17 protein-coding genes are annotated in these 18,493 nt (G+C 75.1%); 6 read left to right on the top strand and 11 right to left on the bottom strand.

Translation table 11 applies throughout. The features are described 5' to 3' along the window. Nucleotides 1-148: 148 nt before the first annotated feature. Nucleotides 149-454, top strand: coding sequence for a hypothetical protein (locus K1J57_RS24800; protein WP_220561047.1), 306 nt, complete (start codon nucleotides 149-151; stop codon nucleotides 452-454). 78 nt (nucleotides 455-532) lie between these two features. On the opposite strand, the gene K1J57_RS24795 is transcribed toward K1J57_RS24800, so the two are convergent. Genes K1J57_RS24795 through K1J57_RS24785 form a run of 3 tightly spaced genes read right to left on the bottom strand, consistent with a single transcriptional unit; the run spans nucleotide 533 to nucleotide 2,935 of the window. Further along, complete coding sequence (locus K1J57_RS24795) at nucleotides 533-1,381, bottom strand: ABC transporter permease (protein WP_220561046.1); 849 nt, start codon at nucleotides 1,379-1,381, stop codon at nucleotides 533-535. Further along, nucleotides 1,378-2,331: an ATP-binding cassette domain-containing protein gene (locus K1J57_RS24790; RefSeq protein WP_220561045.1), complete on the bottom strand. Its 954-nt coding sequence runs from the start codon at nucleotides 2,329-2,331 to the stop codon at nucleotides 1,378-1,380. Before K1J57_RS24790 ends, K1J57_RS24795 begins: the two co-directional genes overlap by 4 nt. Nucleotides 2,332-2,368: 37 nt before the next feature. After that, nucleotides 2,369-2,935, bottom strand: a complete 567-nt coding sequence (locus K1J57_RS24785) for a TetR/AcrR family transcriptional regulator (RefSeq protein WP_220561044.1) — start codon at nucleotides 2,933-2,935, stop codon at nucleotides 2,369-2,371. A 156-nt stretch (nucleotides 2,936-3,091) separates the two neighbouring features. On the opposite strand from K1J57_RS24785, the gene K1J57_RS24780 reads away from it, so the two are divergent. The 3 genes from K1J57_RS24780 to K1J57_RS24770 are packed head-to-tail and all read left to right on the top strand — an operon-like array spanning nucleotide 3,092 to nucleotide 5,701. Continuing rightward, a complete protein-coding gene (locus K1J57_RS24780; protein ID WP_220561043.1) occupies nucleotides 3,092-4,090 on the top strand; it encodes a tyrosine-type recombinase/integrase in 999 nt (332 codons plus the stop codon). 21 nt (nucleotides 4,091-4,111) lie between these two features. Then, nucleotides 4,112-4,912 (top strand): exodeoxyribonuclease III, encoded by an 801-nt coding sequence (locus tag K1J57_RS24775; protein WP_220565769.1) that lies wholly within the window; start codon nucleotides 4,112-4,114, stop codon nucleotides 4,910-4,912. A gap of 24 nt (nucleotides 4,913-4,936) precedes the next feature. After that, nucleotides 4,937-5,701, top strand: coding sequence for an alpha/beta fold hydrolase (locus tag K1J57_RS24770; RefSeq protein WP_220565768.1), 765 nt, complete (start codon nucleotides 4,937-4,939; stop codon nucleotides 5,699-5,701). Between the two features lie 60 nt (nucleotides 5,702-5,761). Here K1J57_RS24770 and K1J57_RS24765 read toward each other — a convergent pair whose 3' ends face one another. From K1J57_RS24765 to K1J57_RS24755, 3 genes are all read right to left on the bottom strand, one after another. Then, the gene (locus K1J57_RS24765) at nucleotides 5,762-6,511 is read right to left on the bottom strand and encodes a class I SAM-dependent methyltransferase (protein WP_220561042.1); all 750 of its coding nucleotides are present in this window, start codon (nucleotides 6,509-6,511) and stop codon (nucleotides 5,762-5,764) included. A 183-nt stretch (nucleotides 6,512-6,694) separates the two neighbouring features. Continuing rightward, a complete protein-coding gene (locus tag K1J57_RS24760; RefSeq protein WP_220561041.1) occupies nucleotides 6,695-7,342 on the bottom strand; it encodes a response regulator transcription factor in 648 nt (215 codons plus the stop codon). Next, nucleotides 7,339-8,631, bottom strand: coding sequence for a sensor histidine kinase (locus K1J57_RS24755; protein WP_220561040.1), 1,293 nt, complete (start codon nucleotides 8,629-8,631; stop codon nucleotides 7,339-7,341). The genes K1J57_RS24760 and K1J57_RS24755 overlap by 4 nt, the downstream gene beginning before the upstream one ends. A gap of 345 nt (nucleotides 8,632-8,976) precedes the next feature. Between K1J57_RS24755 and K1J57_RS24750 the strand changes: the two genes are divergently transcribed. Next, nucleotides 8,977-10,359 carry an amino acid permease gene (locus tag K1J57_RS24750; protein WP_220565767.1) on the top strand — a complete coding sequence of 461 codons (1,383 nt, stop codon included), beginning with the start codon at nucleotides 8,977-8,979 and terminating at the stop codon, nucleotides 10,357-10,359. A 173-nt stretch (nucleotides 10,360-10,532) separates the two neighbouring features. Beyond that, a complete protein-coding gene (locus K1J57_RS24745) occupies nucleotides 10,533-11,051 on the top strand; it encodes a hypothetical protein (protein WP_220561039.1) in 519 nt (172 codons plus the stop codon). 78 nt (nucleotides 11,052-11,129) lie between these two features. Here K1J57_RS24745 and K1J57_RS24740 read toward each other — a convergent pair whose 3' ends face one another. From K1J57_RS24740 to K1J57_RS24720, 5 genes are all read right to left on the bottom strand, one after another. Then, nucleotides 11,130-12,518, bottom strand: a complete 1,389-nt coding sequence (locus tag K1J57_RS24740) for a hypothetical protein (RefSeq protein ID WP_220561038.1) — start codon at nucleotides 12,516-12,518, stop codon at nucleotides 11,130-11,132. Nucleotides 12,519-12,645: 127 nt separating this feature from the next. Next, nucleotides 12,646-13,866, bottom strand: coding sequence for an integrase (locus K1J57_RS24735; protein WP_255646572.1), 1,221 nt, complete (start codon nucleotides 13,864-13,866; stop codon nucleotides 12,646-12,648). 17 nt (nucleotides 13,867-13,883) lie between these two features. Further along, the gene (locus K1J57_RS24730; RefSeq protein ID WP_220561037.1) at nucleotides 13,884-14,378 is read right to left on the bottom strand and encodes a hypothetical protein; all 495 of its coding nucleotides are present in this window, start codon (nucleotides 14,376-14,378) and stop codon (nucleotides 13,884-13,886) included. Nucleotides 14,379-14,388: 10 nt separating this feature from the next. Next, complete coding sequence (locus tag K1J57_RS24725) at nucleotides 14,389-14,712, bottom strand: hypothetical protein (protein ID WP_220561036.1); 324 nt, start codon at nucleotides 14,710-14,712, stop codon at nucleotides 14,389-14,391. A 154-nt stretch (nucleotides 14,713-14,866) separates the two neighbouring features. After that, nucleotides 14,867-18,463, bottom strand: coding sequence for a TM0106 family RecB-like putative nuclease (locus K1J57_RS24720; RefSeq protein WP_220561035.1), 3,597 nt, complete (start codon nucleotides 18,461-18,463; stop codon nucleotides 14,867-14,869). Nucleotides 18,464-18,493 lie beyond the last annotated feature (30 nt).

Raw genomic sequence — 18,493 nt, 5'->3', positions numbered from 1 at the left:
CCGGGGTTCTTCCTTGCCGGTGGCGGGGGCGGGGGGTATCGTCCGGGGTCCATGCGTGTACGGCGGGAGGTGGTGGTCGTGAGGTTCAGAATCCGGCCGCCCGTCCGGAGGGTCCGGGGTGCGGGCGGCGGGTTCCGGAAGGAACGAGATGTCCCGTACGGACGCCACCAAGCCCCTGTGGGTGCGCCATGTCGAGCATGGTCCCGGGGCGGTGCACGATCACCGCTTCGGCCCGTGTGATCTGCCCGAGCGTCCCGGTCCCCGGGACGAGGGGACGCGGTGCCGGTGGGAGGACCCCGGTGTGCTGCTGGGGGGTCGCACCTGCTGTTCGGGGTGCAACGACCGGGCGTGCAGGGCGGAGTGGCAGGCGATGGTGAGGGCGGCCAACCGCAGGGAGCGCTATGCGGGCCGGCGTCTGGTGCGCCGTTACCTGGCCGGTCTGGAGACGGAGTGAGGGTCCGCCCGTAGGGGCGGGTCCGGTGGGGGCTTTCGCGGCGGGTGCCGCGGGGCCCCTTCGTCGTGTGCGGGTGGTTCAGCGGCGCCGGTACAGGGCCGTCACCCAGGGGGAGAGGACGGCGAGGAGTGCGGCGGAGAAGGCCAGGGTCCACAGGACGGGTGCGGTGGCGCCCTCCCCCGCGGTGAGGTCGCGGACGGCGCGGGTGAGGTGGGTGACGGGGTTGAGTTCGACGACGGTGCGCAGCCAGGCGGGGAGGGTCTGGGCGGGGACGAACACGTCACCCAGGAACACGAGGGGGAAGAGGAGGGTACTGGCGGCGGTGACCGAGGCGGGTGTGCGTGCCAGGAGTCCCACGAGCAGCCAGGCCCAGGAGAGGGCGAAGGCGAAGGCGGTCAGGAGGGCCAGTGCGGCGGCGGTGCCGGCCGCTCCGCCTTCGGGGCGGTATCCCATGAGCGCGCCCGCGGCCGTGACGCAGGCGGCGGCGGTGAGGTAGCGGGCGGTGTCGCCCAGGAGGGAGCCCACCAGGGGTGCGGGGGTCCAGGTGACGAGGGTGCGCAGGCGGTCGAAGACGCCGCGGGCGATGTCGGTGTTGAGGCGCACGCCGCTGCCGGCGGTGCACAGGACCACGCTCATGACGGTCATGCCGGGGATGAGGAAGTCGAGGTAGGCGTCGGTGGTGCCGGAGACGGCGCCGCCGAGGAGGTAGGCGAACATCGCGGTCATCAGGACGGGGAAGACCGTGACGTCGATGAGCTGGACGGGTTCGCGCCGCAGCTGGGACAGGGCGCGCAGGCCGAGCAGGGCGGTGGCGCGGGCGGGTCCGGGCCGGGGTGGGGCGGGGTGGGCCATGAGTTCGGCGAGTGCGGCGGTGCGGTCGGTGTCCTGTGGGCGGTGGGGCGGGTGGGTGGCGGTGGGCGGGTTCATGCTGCGGGGTTCCGTTCGGTGAGGGAGAGGAAGACCTCGTCCAGGGTGGGCGGTTCGAGGGTGAGGCGGTCGACCTGGACGTGTGCGCGGTCGAGTGCGGTCAGGAGGTCGGCGCCGGTGCGGGCGGTGCCGTGGGGGCCGGTGGCGGTGGCGGTGAGGGCGCCGTCGGTGTCGGTGTCGAGGTGGGCGGTGTGGGGGGCCAGGGTCCGGCGGGCCTGTTCGTGCTGTTCGGGTCGGGTCAGGTGGAGGCGTAGCCGGGGGTGTCCGTGGGCGGTGCGCAGGTCGCGGGGGGTGCCCTGGGTGAGCAGGCGTCCCCGGTCGATGACGGCGATCCGGTCGGCGAGGCGGTCGGCCTCGGTGAGGTACTGGGTGGTGAGCAGGACGGTGGTGCCCTGGTGGGCCATGGTGCGGACGAGGTCCCAGACCTGTTCGCGGCTGCGGGGGTCCAGGCCGGTGGTGGGTTCGTCGAGGAAGAGGAGCCGGGGTGAGCCCAGCAGGCTCGCGGCGATGTCGAGGCGTCGGCGCATGCCGCCGGAGTAGGTGTGCACGGGGCGGTGGGCGGCGTCGGTGAGGTCGAACACCTCCAGGAGGCGTTCGACGCGGTCGCGGGCGGCCGCGCGGCGGTGGCCGTTGAGACGGGCGAGCAGGGTGAGGGCGGAGGTGCCGGGGAGTTCTTCGTCCAGGCCGGCCTCTTGGGCGGTGACGCCGATGAGGGTGCGGATCTGTGGGGCGTGGGTGCGTACGTCCAGTCCCATGACGCGGGCGGTGCCGCCGGTGGGGGGCAGGCGGGTGGTGAGCATGCGCACGGTGGTGGTCTTGCCGGCTCCGTTGGGGCCCAGGAGGCCGAAGACGGTCGCGGGGGGTACGCGCAGGTCGATACCGCGTACGGCGTCGGTGTCGCCGAAGGTGCGGGTGAGGTCGTCGGTCTGGATGGCCCAGGTGGTGTTCACGTCGGCTGTCTCGTCTCCTGGTTCGGGTGGGTGGGGGTCAGGGGGTGCGGGCGCCGTCGAGGAAGAGGGAGACCAGTGCGCGGGCGCCCTGTTCGGGGTCGGGGCCGGTCATGTCGACGGCGCGGGCGAGGTGGAGGAAGGCGTTGCACAGCAGGGCGGGGTCGCGGTCGGCGAGTTCTCCGGCGGTGATGGCGGTGCGCAGGTGTTCGGTGAGGGGGGTGAGCAGGGCGGCGGTGTAGGCGGTGCGGATGGTGGTGCGGACGTCGTCCTCTAGGAGGTCGAGGGAGTCGAAGAGGTGCTGGTCGAAGGAGGTGTCGGCGCCGGTGGGGTCGGAGACGGCCTCGGTGATGACGGCGCGCAGGACGGTGTCGAGGTCTCCTTCGGTGTCCAGGGCGCGGCGCAGGTCGCGGCCGCGGCGTTCGATGAAGTCGAGGGCGACGAGCTGGTGGAGGGTCTCCTTGCCGCCGGGGAAGTGGTGGTAGAGCGTGGGTTTGCGGACGCCGACCTCGCGGGCGACGGCTTCGAGGGAGGCGCCGCGGTAGCCGTGGGCGGCGAAGTGGGCGGCGTAGACGGTCATGGCGCGGGTGCGGGTGTCGGTGGTCATGGTGGTGCTCCGGGTGTCGGGGTGGCCTGCGACCTCACTCTACCTACCGGTCGGTAGAGCGCGTGCGGGGTTCGCCGTGACGTGCGTCACCAGCGGTGCGGCACTCCCCCGTCCGCCGTGTGGGCGGTGGGCGCCGGGATCGGGAATGCTGTGGGCATGAGCGAGCGTCTGGTGGATGCGGTGGAGGAGTATCTGGTGGCGCGTCGGGCGGCCAAGCCGTCGGAGCACACGGTGGCGGCCTACCGGCGGGACCTGCTGGGGGTGCTGGGGTGCGCGGCCGGGATCCGGGGGGCGCGGCCGGAGGAGCTGCGGTGGGCGGACCTGGACGTGGCGACGCTGCGGGGGGCCTTCGCGGAGTTCGCGGCGTCCAGGGCGGCGTCGAGCGTGCTGCGGGCGTGGTCGACGTGGAACGGGTTCTTCGGGTTCTGGGTGTCGGAGCGGGTGCTGTCGGGCAACCCGATGCCGGCGGTGCCGCGGCCGCGGGTGCGGCCCTCGGGCCCCAAGCCGCTGCGGGGCGAGGACACGCCGGAGCGGCTGCTGGAGGCGCTGGCGCGGGGGGCGCGCAAGGCGCGCGACCCGTGGCCGGAGCGGGACCTGGCGGTGCTGGCGCTGGCGCTGCTGACGGGGATGCGGTCGGCGGAGATGCTGGCGTTGCGGGTGGACTCGGTGTCGGGGCGGTCGGGCGAGATGCGGGTGCGCGTGGTCGGCAAGGGGGGTGGCGAGCGGGTGCTGCCGATCGAGCGGCCGCTGGAGGTGCTGCTGGAGGCGTACCTGGCGTCGCGGCGGGAGCGGTTCGGGGCGGTGGCGGGGGCGGACCCGCTGCTGGTGGACAACCGGGGCGAGGGGCTGCGGCGGGGCGGGCTGCAGTACCTGGTGCGGCAGTGCTACCGGCACGCGGGGGTGAACGACCGGGTGGCGCGGGGGACGCTGGTGCACGCGCTGCGGCACACGTTCGCCACGCGTCTGGCGGAGGACGGCGCGTCGGTCACCGAGATCATGCACCTGCTGGGGCACGCCTCGGTGGCGTCCTCGCAGGCGTACATCGAGGTGACGGCGCGGGCGACGCGGGACGCGGCGTCGTCGAACCGGACGTACGGGGTGGTGCGGCGGTTGGCGGGGGGCGATCGCGGCGAGGTCGTGGGCGGCGCTGGTTAGGCTGGGTGCGTGCAGCAGACGATGGTGATCTCGACGGTGAACGTGAACGGGCTGCGGGCCGCGGCGAAGAAGTCGCCGGGGTTCGTGGACTGGTTGTCGGCCTCGGCGGCCGATGTGGTGTGCCTTCAGGAGGTGCGCGCGGAGGCGGCCCAGCTGCCGCCGGAGGTGGCCTCTCCCCCGGGGTGGCACGTGGCGTTGGCCCCGGCCGCGGCCAAGGGGCGCGCCGGCGTGGCGGTGTACTCGCGGGTGGAGCCCGACGCGGTGCGGGTGGGGTTCGGCGAGGCCGAGTTCGAGGCGTCGGGCCGGTACCTGGAGGCGGACTTCGGCCGGGTGTCGGTGGCGAGCCTGTACCTGCCGTCGGGCGAGGTGGGGACCGAGCGCCAGGACGAGAAGGAGCGCTTCATGAAGGCGTTCCTGCCCTACCTGGTCGGGCGGCGCGAGGAGCTCCGGAAGCAGGGCCGGGACCTGGTGGTGTGCGGGGACTGGAACATCGCGCACCGGGAGGCCGACCTGAAGAACTGGCGCGCGAACACGAAGAACTCGGGGTTCCTGCCCGAGGAGCGGGCGTGGATGGACCGGGTGTTCGGTGAGGCCGGGTACGTGGACGTGGTGCGGGCGCTGTTCCCGGACCAGGAGGGCCCGTACTCGTGGTGGTCGTATCGTGGGCGTGCCTTCGACAACGACACGGGATGGCGCATCGACTACCAGGTCTGCACGCCGGAGTTGGCCGGCCGTGTGGTGGAGGGTCGGGTGGAGCGGTATCCCGACCGTGCGGGGCGTTGGTCCGATCATGCGCCGGTGACGGTGCGCTACCAGGTGTGAGGGGTGGGGTGCGTGGGCGTTCCGGTGGGTGTGCCGATCGTGCTGGTGCACGGTCTGCGGGTGTCGGGGAGCATGTGGCGGCCGCAGGTGGACCTGTTGACGGAGCAGGGCCGGCGGGTGGTCGCGCCCGACCTGCCGGGCCACGGGTCGCGGCGGGGTGAGGACTTCTCGCTGGGCCGTGCGGTGGACGCGGTGGTGGAGGCGATCGACGGCGTGGGCGGCCGGGCCCTGGTGGTGGGGCTGAGCCTGGGCGGGTTCGTGTCGATCGCGACGGCCGCTGCGGCGCCGGGGAAGGTGGCGGGCCTGGTGGCGGCCAGTTGCACGGCCAAGCCCGCGCAGGCGTTGGCGCAGGTGTACCGGATCCCGGCGGTGCTGATGGACCGGCTGCCGGACAAGGGTGCGACGTTGAACGAGCGTTTCCACCGGTTGACGTTGCGCGACACGGCGGCCGAGGCGGTGCTGGACGGCGGGTTGGCGGTGGAGGCGGCCACGGCGGTGATCGACGCGGTGGCGGAGATGGACGCGTTGGCGGCGCTGGAGCGCTACCCGGGGCCGGTGTGGCTGGTGAACGGGGCGCGGGATCATTTCCGGCTGCATGAGCGGCAGTTCTTCGAGGCGTGCGCGGAGGGGCGTCTGTTGAACGTGCCGCGAGCGGGTCACATGGTGAGTCTGGACCAGCCGGTGGATTTCACGCGGATCGTGTCGGACGCGGCCGACGTGGTGTGGGTGCGTGAGAACGCGGCGGCCCGGGAGGGGCGTTCGCTGGAGTCGGATCTGAAGTCCGACTGATCCGGGTTTTGTGTGCGGGGGGGGTGGCCTGGGGCCGCCCCCCTTTTTTCGTGCGCCGGGTCAGCGGGTGGCGTGGGCGCGGGGCCGGGTGGTGGCCGGTGAGGCGGGGTGGGGGCGGGTGGGCAGGTGGAAGAAGATCGCGGGGTCGGTGCGGGTCGGGTGCAGGGGGGCGTCCAGGCCGAGGGAGGCCTTGAGGTCGGTGAGGGCGCGGTGGGTGTGGGGCGCGCGGGCGGCGGAGGCGGTGAAGTAGCCGGTGGTGTTGTTGGCGAGCCAGGACAGGACGAGGGCGCCCTCGGTGAAGGGCGGGGTGTGGGGGTGCTGGAAGACGCCGTGGACGGCGATGGGGGTGTGGGGGTCCAGGGTGGGCAGGAGGTGGTGGAGGTACCAGCGGGCGAACCAGCCGCCGTGGGTGCTGTCGAGGGCGAGCAGTCCGGTGTGTTCGGGCAGGTGGGTGAGTTTGGCGCGGACGTCGCCCTTGGTGTGGGTCCAGCGGTCGGGGTCCATGCCGGGCGGGAGGTGGTGGGGGTGGGGGTCGTGGGTGTCGAAGGTGTGGAGGCGGCCGGTGCCGTTGTGGTGCAGGGCGGCGAGGGTCCAGGCGGTGGCGGTGCTGTGGGCGGTGCCGATGCGGACCACGTGGTCGGGGGCGTGGTGGCGGACGAGGAGGTAGGTGATCTCGGCTTCGATGTCGTGGGGTGCGGGGGCGGGGGCCGGGGTGGCGGGCAGGGCGCGGATGTGGTCGCGGGCGTGGGCGAGGCCGTCGCGGTGGGTGCGGTAGAGGGTGCTGATGTGGTCCAGGTCGATGGTCGGCACGGTGCTGCTCCCGGTGGTGCGACGGAGTGTGATTGCCGAACGTAGCAGCCCGGTGACCCGGTGCCGGGGTTGTGGTGGGCGTGTCGTCGCCGCGGGCCCGGGGTGGGGCGGGTTCGTCGGGGTTCGCCCCTTCTCCCCCGCCGTGGCCCGGTCCGCCCCTCCCCCGCGGCGGCGCGGCCGCGGTCAGCGGCGGGCCTGGACGAGGCCGGAGTCGTAGGCGGCGATGACGGCCTGGGTGCGGTCGCGGGCGCCGAGCTTGGTGAGGATGTTGGAGACGTGGGTCTTGACCGTCTCGGTGCCCAGGTGCAGGCGGTGGGCGATCTCGGTGTTGGTGAGCCCCTGGGCGATGAGGGTGAGGGTCTGCGATTCGCGGGGGGTGAGGGTGGCCACGGCGCGGGCGGCGGGGGTCGGCCGGGAGGGGCTGGCGGCGGCCAGGTCGCGCAGGGCCGTGGGGAAGAGCAGGTTCTCGCCGCGGTGGGTGATGCGGATGGCGGCCAGGATGTCCTCGGGCGGGGTGCGTTTGAGGAGGAACCCGGTGGCGCCGGCGCGCAGGGCGTCCCAGACGTAGGCGTCGTTGTCGAAGGTGGTCAGGACCAGGACGCGGGGGGCGTCGGGGCGGGCGGTGAGGGTGCGGGTGGCCTGGATGCCGTCCAGGCGGGGCATGCGCACGTCCATGAGGACCAGGTCGGGGCGGGTGCGGGCGACGAGGTCGGGGACGCCGGCGCCGTCGTCGGTCTGGCCGACGGCCTCCATGTCGGGTTCGGCGTTGATGAGGGCGGCGAGCCCGGCGCGGATGAGGGCTTCGTCGTCGACCAGGGCGATCCGGATCATGGGGTGTCGGTGTCTTTCCAGTTCAGGGTGAGGTCGAGGGTCCAGTGGGTGGGGTCGGCGGCGGGGTGGGGGCCCGCGGTGAGGGTGCCGCCGAGCAGGTGGGCGCGTTCCTGCATGCCGGTGATGCCGCGGCCGCCGGTGCGGCGCCGTCCCAGGGGGCGGCGGGGCGGAAGGGGGTTGGTGGCGGTGAGGTGGAGGTGGCGGGGGGCGATGTCCAGGGTGAGGTCGAGGGGGCGGCCGGGTGCGTGGGTGAGGGCGTTGGTGAGGGCCTGTTGGGCGATGCGGTAGGTCTCGCGGGAGAGCAGGGCGGGGACGGCGCGGGGGTCGCCGTCCAGGGCCAGGCGCAGGGGCGTGCCGGTGTGGGAGGCGGTCTCGGCCAGGTGGGTGAGGTGGGTGAGGTCGGGGGGCGGCGCGGTGGGGGCGGTGGTGTCCTCGCGCAGGATGCCCAGGGCGTGGTCGAGGTCGGCGGTGGCGGTGCGGGCCTGGTCGGCGATGTGGGTGAGGGCCTGGCGGGCGAAGTCGGGGTCGGTGTCGATGAGGCGGGCGGCGGTGGCGGACTGGAGGGTGATGACGGACAGGGCGTGGCCCAGGGAGTCGTGGAGTTCGCGGGCCAGGCGGTTGCGTTCGGCCAGGGTGCGGGCGCGGGCCTGGGCGTCGGCGAGCAGGCTGGCGGGCGAGGGGCCCAGCAGGCGCGGGGCGAGCCGGGCCATGAGGTGGCCGGTCAGGGCGACGGCGGCGATGACGGCCAGGAGCAGGGCCAGGCCCGCGAGGGGGCCCAGCGGGCTGGGGACCGGTTCCGGGGAGGGGCCCAGGACGGTGAGGGGCCCGGCGGGGGCGAGGGGGTCGCCGGTCAGGGGTGCGACGGCGAGCAGGGCGGACTCGGTGAGGCCGACCATGGTGGCCAGGCAGACCGCCATGCCGGTGAAGGTGAACAGGCACAGCCACACGAAGGTGCGCGCACCGGGTGCGGGGGGCGTGTCGGGCAGCAGGTTCAGGGGGCCGCGCAGCAGGGCGCGGGCGAGCTGGTGCTGTGCGCCGGCGACGGCGGGGACGCGGGCGGTGGCGGCCAGCGCGGCCAGGGTGATGAGCAGGCCCAGGACCCAGCCGCCGGGGCCGGGGCTCTCCTGGGCGGTGCCGCCCTGGGTGATGAGGGTGGCCAGGACGAGGCCGGCCATGGCGTAGGGGGTCAGGAGCGCGCCGCCGATGATGAGGTAGGCCCAGCGGCGGTAGGTGTGGGCGCTGGTGAAGGGCCGGGCGGCCGTGGTGAGCGGTCGGTGGAGGTGGCGCACAGGGTGATCGTCGCACGCCGGGGCGGCGGTGCGCCTCCCCCGTGGTGGGGAGGGTCCGGACCGGTCCGGACCGGTGGCGTGGCGGCGCTCACACCGTGCAGTGGCGGCGGTCGCCCCCGTGGGTGTCCCCGGTCATGTGCGTGCCGGTTGACCGGATTTCACTGTGATTTGCCCCATATTGATGGGTTGATGGGGTGTTTTCTGTGGGGTCGGTGCTCACCGGGGTGACGGTGTGCTCCTAGTGTTGGGGATGTGACGAGCAGTACAACGCCGCCCAACCCCGCGGCGAACACCCCAGATCAGTCCACCACCACCGGGCTGGCCCACACCCTGCGGCGCCGCCACATGGCGCTCATCGCCATCGGCGGTTCGGTCGGGGCGGGCCTGTTCATCGGCTCCGGCGCGGTCATCCAGGCGGCCGGCCCCGCGTCCGTGGTCTCCTACCTCATCGCCGGCGCCCTGGTCTTCCTGACCCTGCGCGCCCTGGGCGAGATGGTCGTGTCGGTCCCGGCCGCAGGCTCCTTCTCCGACTACGCGCGCCTGGCCTTCGGCCCCCGCGCGGGCTTCACCATCGGCTGGGTCTACTGGTGGATGTACGCGGTCCTGGTGGCCGCCGAGTCCGTCGCCGGCGCCACCATCCTGTCCGGGTGGATCCCCGGCGTCCCGGCCTGGATCCTGGCCCTGGCGGTCCTGCTGTCGATGACGGCCGCCAACCTCATCTCCGTGCGCGTCTTCGCCGAGACCGAGTCGTTCTTCTCGCTGGTCAAGGTCGCCACCATCGTGGCGTTCCTGTTCATCGGCGGCGCCTGGGCGCTGGGCCTGTGGCAGGGCGCCGACGGCTCCTCGGTCGCCAACCTGTGGCAGCACGGCGGGTTCGCGCCTCAGGGGTGGACGGCCGTGCTGGCCGCGACCGTGGTGGTGCTGTTCGCCTTCGGCGGCGTGGAGATCATCACCGTCGCCGCCGGGGAGAGCGCCGAGCCCGAGCGCGGGGTGGCCACGGCGGTCACCAACGTGCTGTGGCGCATCGGCCTGTTCTACGTGGCCTCGATCCTGGTCATCGTGGCGGTGCTGCCCTGGGGTACGGTGGATCCGGGGGCCAGCCCCTTCGTGGCGGTCATGGAGCACGTCGGGATCCCCGGCGCGGCCCTGATCATGGAGATCGTGGTGTTCATCGCCGTGCTGAGCGTGCTCAACGCCGCGATGTACACCTCCTCCCGGATGCTGTTCACCCTCACCCGCCAGGGGGACGCCCCGCGCGTGCTGCGCGGGACCAGCCGGCGCGGCGTGCCGGTGCGGGCGATCCTGCTGGGCACGGTGGTCGGGTACGTGGCCGCGGTGGCCGAGTACCTGTTCCCCGGGCACGTGTTCCCGTTCCTGGTGGCCTCCATCGGCGCGATCCTGCTGGTGCTGTTCCTGACGATCTGCGCCTCCCAACTGGTGGTGGGGCGCCGGGTCCGCGAGCGCGAGCCGGAGCGGCTGGGGTTCGCCATCTGGGCGTTCCCGTACCTGACCTGGGCCACGCTCGTCGGCCTGGTCGTGATCGGGGTGGCGATGCTGGTCATCCCGGACCAGCGCCCGGCGCTGCTGGCGTCCCTGGGCGCGGTCGCGGTGGCCCTGGCCGCCTTCGAGGTGCGGCGGCGCTTGGGCAGCCCGCCCTCGGACCGCGTCCTGCCCATGGACGGGCGGGCCGGAGCGGACGGGCTGCGCCGGGACCCCGGGGCCCCCTGACACACCGGACGTCCGGACGCGGGCGCCGCTCCCCACCGGGGCGCGGCGCCCGCCGCGCGTCCGGGGCACGGACCGCGGGGCGGGGACCGGGTGGTCCCGTTCGGTGGGGGTTCGGGTGCTGGTCACCGGTTTTGTCGCTAAGGTGTCGCGCAACCCCTGAGAGGAGCACCCCCGTGCGACATATCGTCGGCTTCCTGTCCGGTCTCATCCTCGCCCCCGTCCTGCTGCTGGCCTGCGGTTGGGCCTTCTCCCACCTGCGCTCCCTGCACGCCGCCGAACGCGGTGTCCTGGAGGGCAGCGGCCCCCTGGTCCTGGCGGGCCTGGTGGGCGTGGGGGTCATCGTGGCGCTGCTGGCCGTCCCCCCGCGGCTGACCCCGATGCTGCCGCTGTCGGTGGCGCTGGTGCTGGGCTCCGCGACGGGTGTGGCGCTGGTGCGCGGACACCTGCTGGAGCGGCTGCCCCCGGTGCCCGGCCTGGAGGGCGCGCTGGACCTGCTGCCGCTGGGCGTGTTCGTGCCGGTGGCGCTGGTGCTGGCGGCCACGGTGTTCGTCGGCGGGCGCTGGCGGCGCTCCGAGGAGCACGAGGTCACCGAGGAGGAGTACTTCGAGGGCCTGTACGAGGAGGGCGAGGAGCGGCCCGCGGACAAGCGCGCGGAGCCCGAGGCCCAGCACGTCCCCCGGCACCGGGCCTGAGCGCCCCGTCCCCCGCACGGCCGCGGGCCCGCATCCCCGGGAAGAGGGGGTGCGGGCCCGCGGCCGTGTAAGGGGGGTTCAGCGCCAGGTGGGGCCCCAGGCGGAGCTGTTGGAGACCCCGGGCGGCAGCGGCGGCAGGCCGGTGCCGCCGCCCGTGCGGGGCGGCGCGGGCGGCTCGGCCGCGGCCGGGCGCGCGGGTTCAGGTCGGGCCGCGGGTGCCGGGGGCACCGGGGGTTCTGCGGGCGCCGCGGGCTCCGGCGGTGCCGGCTCGGGCCGGGGGGCGGCCTCGGGCCGGCGGGGAAGCGGCTCGGGCTCGGGTTCGGGGGGCAGGAAGCCGCGGACGCGCTCGGCGCCGGCGGCCTCCTCGGCCAGGACCGGCTCGGGGATGGGGGTGGAGTCGTCGGTGGGGTCGGGGATGGCCGGTTCGGCCGGGGCGACCCGCTTCCACCACAGGGCGGCCTCCTCGGCCAGGAGCTCGCCCTCCACCTCCAGCCAGCCGGCGACCAGGGGGTGGCGGCGGTGGGCGCTCCAGGAGCGCGGGTAGGGCTGCTCGTCCAGGACCAGGACGTGCTCGCCGTCCAGGGTGGGGATCTCGGCGGGGACGCCCTCGTTCCACACCCAGGTGCCGTCGTGGGCGACCAGGTTCCACCAGCCGCGCACGGTGCGGGCGGCCGGGTCGGGGTCGCCGTCGCGGAAGGCGCGCACCCAGCGCGGGTCCGGCGGGTCCCCGGCCAGGCCCATGCCGTTGGGGCCGACCAGGGCGTCGGCGAGCAGGGTGTGGAGCTGGAAGTTGTCGCCGATGCCGTCGAACAGGACGCGGAAGGCGCGGCCGGACTCCCGGTCCAGGACCAGGGCCGATCCCGCCTCGGCCATGCGCAGCAGGGCGCGGACCTCCTGCAGGTCGGGCAGGTGGTCGCCGAGCTGGTTGGCGACGGCGACGAGTTCGGCGTGCAGGGTGGGGTCGCGGCGCACGTGGGAGCGCACGGTGGAGCGGGTGAGCATGGTCTTGGCGGCCAGGGCGTGGCGGGCCACGGTCCACCAGCACATGGTGGCGCCGGGGGCGTCGGCGCCCAGGTCGGTGGCGACGCGGTTCTCGTCGGCGGCGGTGACCGAGTCGGGGTCGGGCGGCTCGCCGCCGCCGGTGCGCTGCCAGGCGCGGGCGAAGACGATGGCGCCGCGGCCGATGGCGCGCAGGCGGCGCAGGACCTCGGGGCCGGCGGGGCCGGGGTCGGTGCCCGTCTCGACGAGCGCCCCGGCGACGACGCACAGGTCGGCGGTGATGCCGGGGGCGGCGTGGTCGCCGGTGAGGAGGGGGGCCAGGGCCTCCAGGGCGAGTTCGCGCTCGGAGACGGGGATCCGGGAGGCCAGGACGAGGACGCGGTGGACCGCGGCGGGGAACTGGCCGGGGTCGGCGGTCACCGAGGCGTCGATCAGTTGTTGGAATGTGGCGCGGAATTCGTCGACCATGGGCCCGTCCCCTTTCTCACGCAACCAACCTAATGTGTCGTGAGTGAAGGATCGCACGATAAGTGCGGTTTTCCGTCCTCACAGGCGGGTTCGTTGACGATTCGAGACGAGGCCCCGCCCGGCCCCGTCACAGCCCCAGGCGGGTCACCGCGTTGTCGTCCAACGGGTCCGCGCTGCGGATGTAGTCGTGCACCGTGCGCGGGTTGGTCCAGCGCCCCTGACGCATGATCTCACGGTCGGCGGCGCCTCCCAGCGCGGCCTGGGTGGCGAATCCGGCGCGCAGGGAGTGCCCGCCGAACGCGTCGGGGTCCAGCCCCGCGCGGGCCGCGTACTTCTTGACCGTGTCCCCCACCGACTGGCCGGTCATGGCGCGGGTGCCCAGGGCGCCGTGGCGCGAGACCGACACCAGCAGCGGGCGCTGCGAGCCGTCGGCCAGCGGCGCCAGCGCGGCGGCGTCCAGGCGGGCGCACCGGTGCGCGGCGGCGGGCGGTTCGGCGGCGGCCCGGGCCAGCAGGGCGCGCACCGCGTCGGCGCCGCCCTCCAGGTGGGCGGTGCGCAGCTCCGCCCAGTCGGCCAGCGCGCACACCGGGCAGGTGTGCCGGTGGCGGCCCCGGGGCAGCGCCACGACGTGGCCGCGCCGCCCCTCCTGGTCGGTCTTGGTGGCGCCCAGCTCCACCAGCAGCGTCGTCGCCCCGCCCGCCGGGTCGGTGCGCACCGTGATGTCGTCGAAGGTGATGCCCGCCAGCTCCGAGCGGCGCAGCGCCCCCGCGAACCCCGTCAGCAGCAGCACCGTGTCGCGGAGCCGGGCGACACCGCCCGGGTGCCCCGGCCCGGGCCGGTGGGCCAGCAGCGCCTCCAGGGTCGCCAGCACCACCGGGTCCTTGCGGCGCGGGCGGGCCCGGCGGGTGCGGCGGATGCCGCGCAGGGTCAGACGCACCACCTCGGCGCGGGTCGGCGAGGCCAGCCCGTGGGCGCCGTGCACCGCGGCGATCGCCGCGGCCCGGCGCTCGATGCTGGCCGGGGCCAGCGCCGGGCGCCCGTCGGGGGTGCGGGCCTGGGCGCAGGCGGCCAGGTACACCGCCACGTCGACCGCCTCGGCGGGCAGCGCGGTGCGCCCCTCGGCCAGGCACCAGGCGGTGAACGCGGTCCAGTCGGTGCGGTAGGCGCGCAGGGTGTTGGGCGACTGGGCGTTGGCCAGGAACCGGCCCAGCGCCCGCGCCTGGTCGTCGTCGAAGCGCTCGCGCACCCGCTCCAGGGCGCGGGCGTCCACCAGGACGCTCTGGGTGCCCGCGGCCAGGCGGGTGCGCACGGCGTCCGGCAGGGCCACGGCGTGCTCGGGGGTCTCCACCGGGCTCTCCCCGCGGGTCAGCCGGACAGGTGGGAGCGCAGGGCGTCCCACAGCTCGGCCGGGGGCATCGCCCAGAAGATCAGGCCGGCCGAGACGGCCAGGGCGACGGCGAACCCGATCGCGGCGATCCTGCGCCGCAGCACCACCGCGGCGACCGCCGACACCGCGGGCACGACCAGCGCCAGCACCAGCAGCCAGATCAGGGCGGTGCCGATGGAGTCCACGGCCCCCGCCGCGGCGGCCGGGTCGGCGGGGTCGACGGCGGCGGCGTCCATGGTGGTGAACAGCAGCATCGCCAGCGCCAGCGGCGACCCCAGGCCCCACACCAGGGCCAGGACCACCCACAGGGCGGTGACGCGCCGGTCGGGCGGGTCGTCCAGGACCACCGGGGTGCGCGACACCCGGCCCCGGGTCCCGGGCTCCTGCCCGGCCTCCGCGCCGGCGCGCTCCGGTGCGGCGCCGCGGTCGTGGTCCCGCCGGGGTTTGCGCTGTCTGCGTTTCTTGGGTGACACGCCCGGGAGCCTACCCGCCCAGGGGGGTGAAGTGGATCAGGGACACGAACACCAGCGGCCAGGCCAGCAGCACCAGCGACCACAGGGCGGCCCTGCGGTCCCCGGCGACGGTGGCCACGGCGGCGGCGAGCAGGGGGATGCCGACGAAGGCGCCGAAGGAGAGGGTGAACCACTCCGCGGCCGACCCGGCGTGGGACTGGGCGTTGGCGCCCATGAGGTACCCGGCGGGTCCCAGGGCGAGGGCCATCAGGGCCAGGATGAGGACGACGACGCGGATTCCGGTGGGGTGGCGGGTGTTGCGGCCGCCACCGGAGGCGGAGGGACTGTCGGACACGGGGGCCGGGGTGCCTTTCGGGAACGGGTCGGGGAGGGCCGTCGCGCACGCGCGGCGCACGGCCTCGCGATCGCGCGGACCGGCCGTGGCAGGGGGCGTGCTCTGTAAAACGTACTCCACCCGCGGGGTGCCCGAAACCGGTGGCGGGCCGCCGTCACCGGTGGTCGGGCCAGGGGCGGGCGGCGCCGCTCAGGCGGGTGAAGGACGCCAGCAGGCGCAGCTCCTCGATGCTGCGCGGGGCGGTGGTGGCCAGGTGCGGGGAGTGGACGAGCACGGCGATCAGCTGGGCCCGCGACAGGGCCACGTTGAGGCGGTTGCGGTCCAGGACGAACGCGGTGCCGCGGCTGGTCTCGGCGGCGTCGGAGGTGGTCATGGAGCAGATGACGGCCGGGGCCTCCTGGCCCTGGAAGCGGTCGACGGTGCCGACCCGGACCCCCTCCAGGGCGGGGTCGGCCTCGGCGGCGCGGGCCAGGGCCCGGCGCAGGGCCCGCACCTGGAGGTTGTAGGGGGCCACCACGAGGATGTCGTGGCCGGTCAGCCGCCGGGGCCCGGCACCGGGGTCCAGGGTGACCTTGTCGGCGACCAGGGCGGTGGCCGCGGCCACCACGGCGTCGACCTCCTCGGGGCTGTGGGTGGTGCGCCCCCGGTGGTCCACCACGTGCGCGTACAGGCCGGGCTCGTGGACGGACAGGGTGCGCTGGGCGGTGGCGGGGTGGGCGTGCAGGCGGCCCTGGTAGGACAGGTCCGAGACGGGGGCGCACACGGCCGGGTGCATGCGGCGGGTCTGGTCCAGGAAGTAGCCGCGGGCGGGGTCGATGATCTGGCGGCCGCCCATGAGGTGCTGCAGGGCGGAGGCGTCGGCGCCCTCGCCGTGGGTGCCCTGGACGACCTGGGGCAGCTGCTGGGGGTCGCCCAGCAGGACCAGGTCGCGGGCGGCGGCGGAGACGGCCAGGGTGTCGGCCAGGGCGAACTGGCCGGCCTCGTCGATGATGAGCACGTCCAGGGGGTCGGCGACCATGGAGGCGTTGGCCATGGCCCAGGCGGTGCCGCCGATGAGGACGGGGCGGCCCTCGGCGGTGTGCTTGGTGCGCCACCCGGCCAGGGCCTGGGGGCTGGTGGGCTGGTCCCAGGGCAGGTCGGGGTCGGCGTCCTTCTTGGACTTGGCGCGTTTGGCCGCGGGCAGCTCCACCCCCGCCTCCCGGGCGGCGCGCAGGGCGGCGGACATGACGTTCTCCACGGCCTTGTGGCTGGTGGAGCACACGCCCACGCTCTTGCCCTGGCGGGCCAGGTGGGTGATCAGGCGCCCGGCCAGATAGGTCTTGCCCGCCCCGGGCGGGCCCTGGACGGCGAGGTAGGAGTGGTCCAGACGGTCGACGGCGGCGATGGTGGCCTCGATGAGGTCGCCGCCGTGCGCGGCCGGGTCGGGCAGGGGCCCGGCGGGGGCCAGCCGCGGGGGGATGCGGCGCAGCAGGTCCAGCCCGGCGTGGCGGGGCCAGTCGGGCAGGTCCTCCAGGGCCCGGCCGGCGACCAGCTCCAGGGCGCCGTCCTTGGGGGCGGGGTTGACCGGCGAGCCGGGCAGGACCGCGACGGGGTTGCGGAAGTGCAGGGCGTCGGCGTCGCAGGTCTCCAGGACGGTGAGGCTGTCGGGGCGGGCCTCGGCGACCGAGGCGGTGGCGGCCAGCGCGGGCTGGCCGGGGGCGCCGGGGTAGAGCAGGTGGACGTCCTGTCCGGCGGTGAAGGGATGGGGGTGGGAGGTGTCCAGGCGCATGAGGATCTCGCGGCGGACCTTGCGCTGGCGGCCGGTGGGCTCGATCCACTCCCCCGCCCGGACCTGCCAGGGGACCGCGCAGTCGGTGTCGGTCTCCAGGTCGGTGAGGGGGGCGTTGGTGCGGCGGTAGTGCTCGCGCCAGGGCGGGAGGTTCTCGCGCTGGTAGTAGCCGACCAGGGCGGCCAGGGAGGCGCGGGCGGCCTCCTCCTCGGTGCGCTCGGTCGGGTCCTGGGGCACCTGGTCCAGGAGGGGTCCGGTGAGGGCGGCCTGGCGGGCCAGGCGCTCGGCGCGCTTGCGGGCGCGCTCGGCCTCGTCCTCGGTGAGTTCGAGCTGGACGGCGGGCCGGTCGGTGATGCCCTGGAGGGTGCGGTGCTCCTCCAGCCAGTCGCGCAGGCGGGCGGTGGAGTGGCAGTCGTCGCGGTTGTAGGCGGCGATGTCGGCCAGGACCTGGGCGGCGCGGTCGTGGTCGCCCGCCTCCAGGGCGGACAGGTGGGCGGCGTAGGCGTCGATGCTGGAGGTGGCGGTGGTGACCCCGCCGGAGCGGGCGTCGGGCAGGTAGAGGGGTTCGAGGTACTTGATGGAGTAGGAGCGCTGGGAGACGCGCAGGCTCTTGCGGACCACGGTGTACAGGTCCACCAGGCGGTGCTCGCGCAGGAGCCGGTTGACCTCCTCCTCGCGGGTGGCGAACTCGGAGCTGAGGTGCTTGAGGCGGTCGACCTCGTAGGAGGCGTAGTGGTAGATGTGCGCGCCGGGGTCGGCCTCGATGCGGGCGCAGGCGAAGTCCACGAAGTCCTCCAGCGCCTTCTTCTCCTGGACGCGGTCGTGGGCCCAGAAGGTGTGGAAGGTCTCGGCTCCGTGCTCGTCCTCGGTGGTGGCGCCGAAGAGGTACTCCAGGCCGCGCCCGCCCTCGCGGGAGTGGTAGGGGTAGCCCTCCATGTCGAAGAAGACGTCGCCGGGGCTGGGGGCGGGCAGGCCGGCCAGCCCGTCGGGGGCGAACACCTCGGCGGTGACGGTGCCCTGCGGGTTGTCGGGGGTGCGGGTGGTGTCCTGGCGGACCTGGAGACGGGCCTGGGCGCGCAGCTGCTCGAAGGAGCGGCGGGGCAGGGTGGCGGGGCGCTGGTCGTCGTCGGCGCGGGCCAGGTCGTCGATGGTGCAGACGCCGGCGTCGATGAGCTTGGCGGCCTGGTCGGTGCGCAGCCCCGCGACCAGGGACAGGTGGCGGGCGGCGGTGCGCCCGGAGGAGCACCAGGTGGAGTAGCCGCAGCCGTCGCAGGAGGGGCGGGGGGCGCCCCAGGTGGGCGAGGGCAGGGCGGGGGCGGCGGCCAGGGAGTCCAGCAGCCGGTCGGTGACGGTGCCCAGGATGGGGGTGAAGTCGACGGTGTCCAGGCTGTGGGTGTGGCCGTCGCCGGTGAGCAGGTGCATGCGGCGGGGGGCGCGGCCGGTGGCCACGGTGACGGCGTGGGCGTAGGCGGCGAGCTGGACGACGGCGCCGGGGCCGGGGCGGCGGGCGAGCTTGGTGTCCCAGGGCTCGTAGGTGAAGGGCTCCTCGGGGTCGGCGTCGGGGCGGGGCGCGCCGGTGGCGGGGTCCAGGTCGGCGCGGATGAGGAAGTCGGCGCGGCCGTGGAAGGCGACGGGGACGGGTCCGCGGGAGGGCAGGGGGTGGTGGAAGCAGCCCTGGTAGATGACGGGGGCGCCCTGGGCCATGGCGTGGGCGGTGGCGGCCGCGGCCTCGGCCAGGGAGGTGTCGTCGGGGTGGGGGTCGGGGATGTGCACGACGTGGCCGAACAGGGCGGTGAGGCGTTCGAGCTCGGCCTGTTCGTGCAGGAGGCCGTGGTGGGCGACCAGGGGGTCGACGGGCTCGGGGGCGGGTGCGCCCTCCACCCGGGCGGCCAGCGCGGCCTTGAGGGCGCTGCGGTGGTCGCATTCGAGGGTGTCGACGAGGTCTGTGGGTGAGACGACCCAGCCGGTGGTGGTGCGGAACAACGCCCCTGCTCCCTCGCATGTCGGTGGATG

The sequence above is a fragment of the Nocardiopsis sp. MT53 genome (assembly GCF_019598965.1).
GTDB classification, from domain to species: domain Bacteria; phylum Actinomycetota; class Actinomycetes; order Streptosporangiales; family Streptosporangiaceae; genus Nocardiopsis; species Nocardiopsis changdeensis.
This window is presented reverse-complemented; position numbering and strand designations above follow the sequence as displayed.

Coding starts and splice junctions, on each gene's coding strand:
- K1J57_RS24800 (WP_220561047.1), top strand. CDS start 149: ATGTCCCGTACGGACGCCACCAAGCCCCTGTGGGTGCGCCATGTCGAG.
- K1J57_RS24795 (WP_220561046.1), bottom strand. CDS start 1,381: ATGAACCCGCCCACCGCCACCCACCCGCCCCACCGCCCACAGGACACC.
- K1J57_RS24785 (WP_220561044.1), bottom strand. CDS start 2,935: ATGACCACCGACACCCGCACCCGCGCCATGACCGTCTACGCCGCCCAC.
- K1J57_RS24780 (WP_220561043.1), top strand. CDS start 3,092: ATGAGCGAGCGTCTGGTGGATGCGGTGGAGGAGTATCTGGTGGCGCGT.
- K1J57_RS24775 (WP_220565769.1), top strand. CDS start 4,112: ATGGTGATCTCGACGGTGAACGTGAACGGGCTGCGGGCCGCGGCGAAG.
- K1J57_RS24760 (WP_220561041.1), bottom strand. CDS start 7,342: ATGATCCGGATCGCCCTGGTCGACGACGAAGCCCTCATCCGCGCCGGG.
- K1J57_RS24750 (WP_220565767.1), top strand. CDS start 8,977: ATGGCGCTCATCGCCATCGGCGGTTCGGTCGGGGCGGGCCTGTTCATC.
- K1J57_RS24740 (WP_220561038.1), bottom strand. CDS start 12,518: ATGGTCGACGAATTCCGCGCCACATTCCAACAACTGATCGACGCCTCG.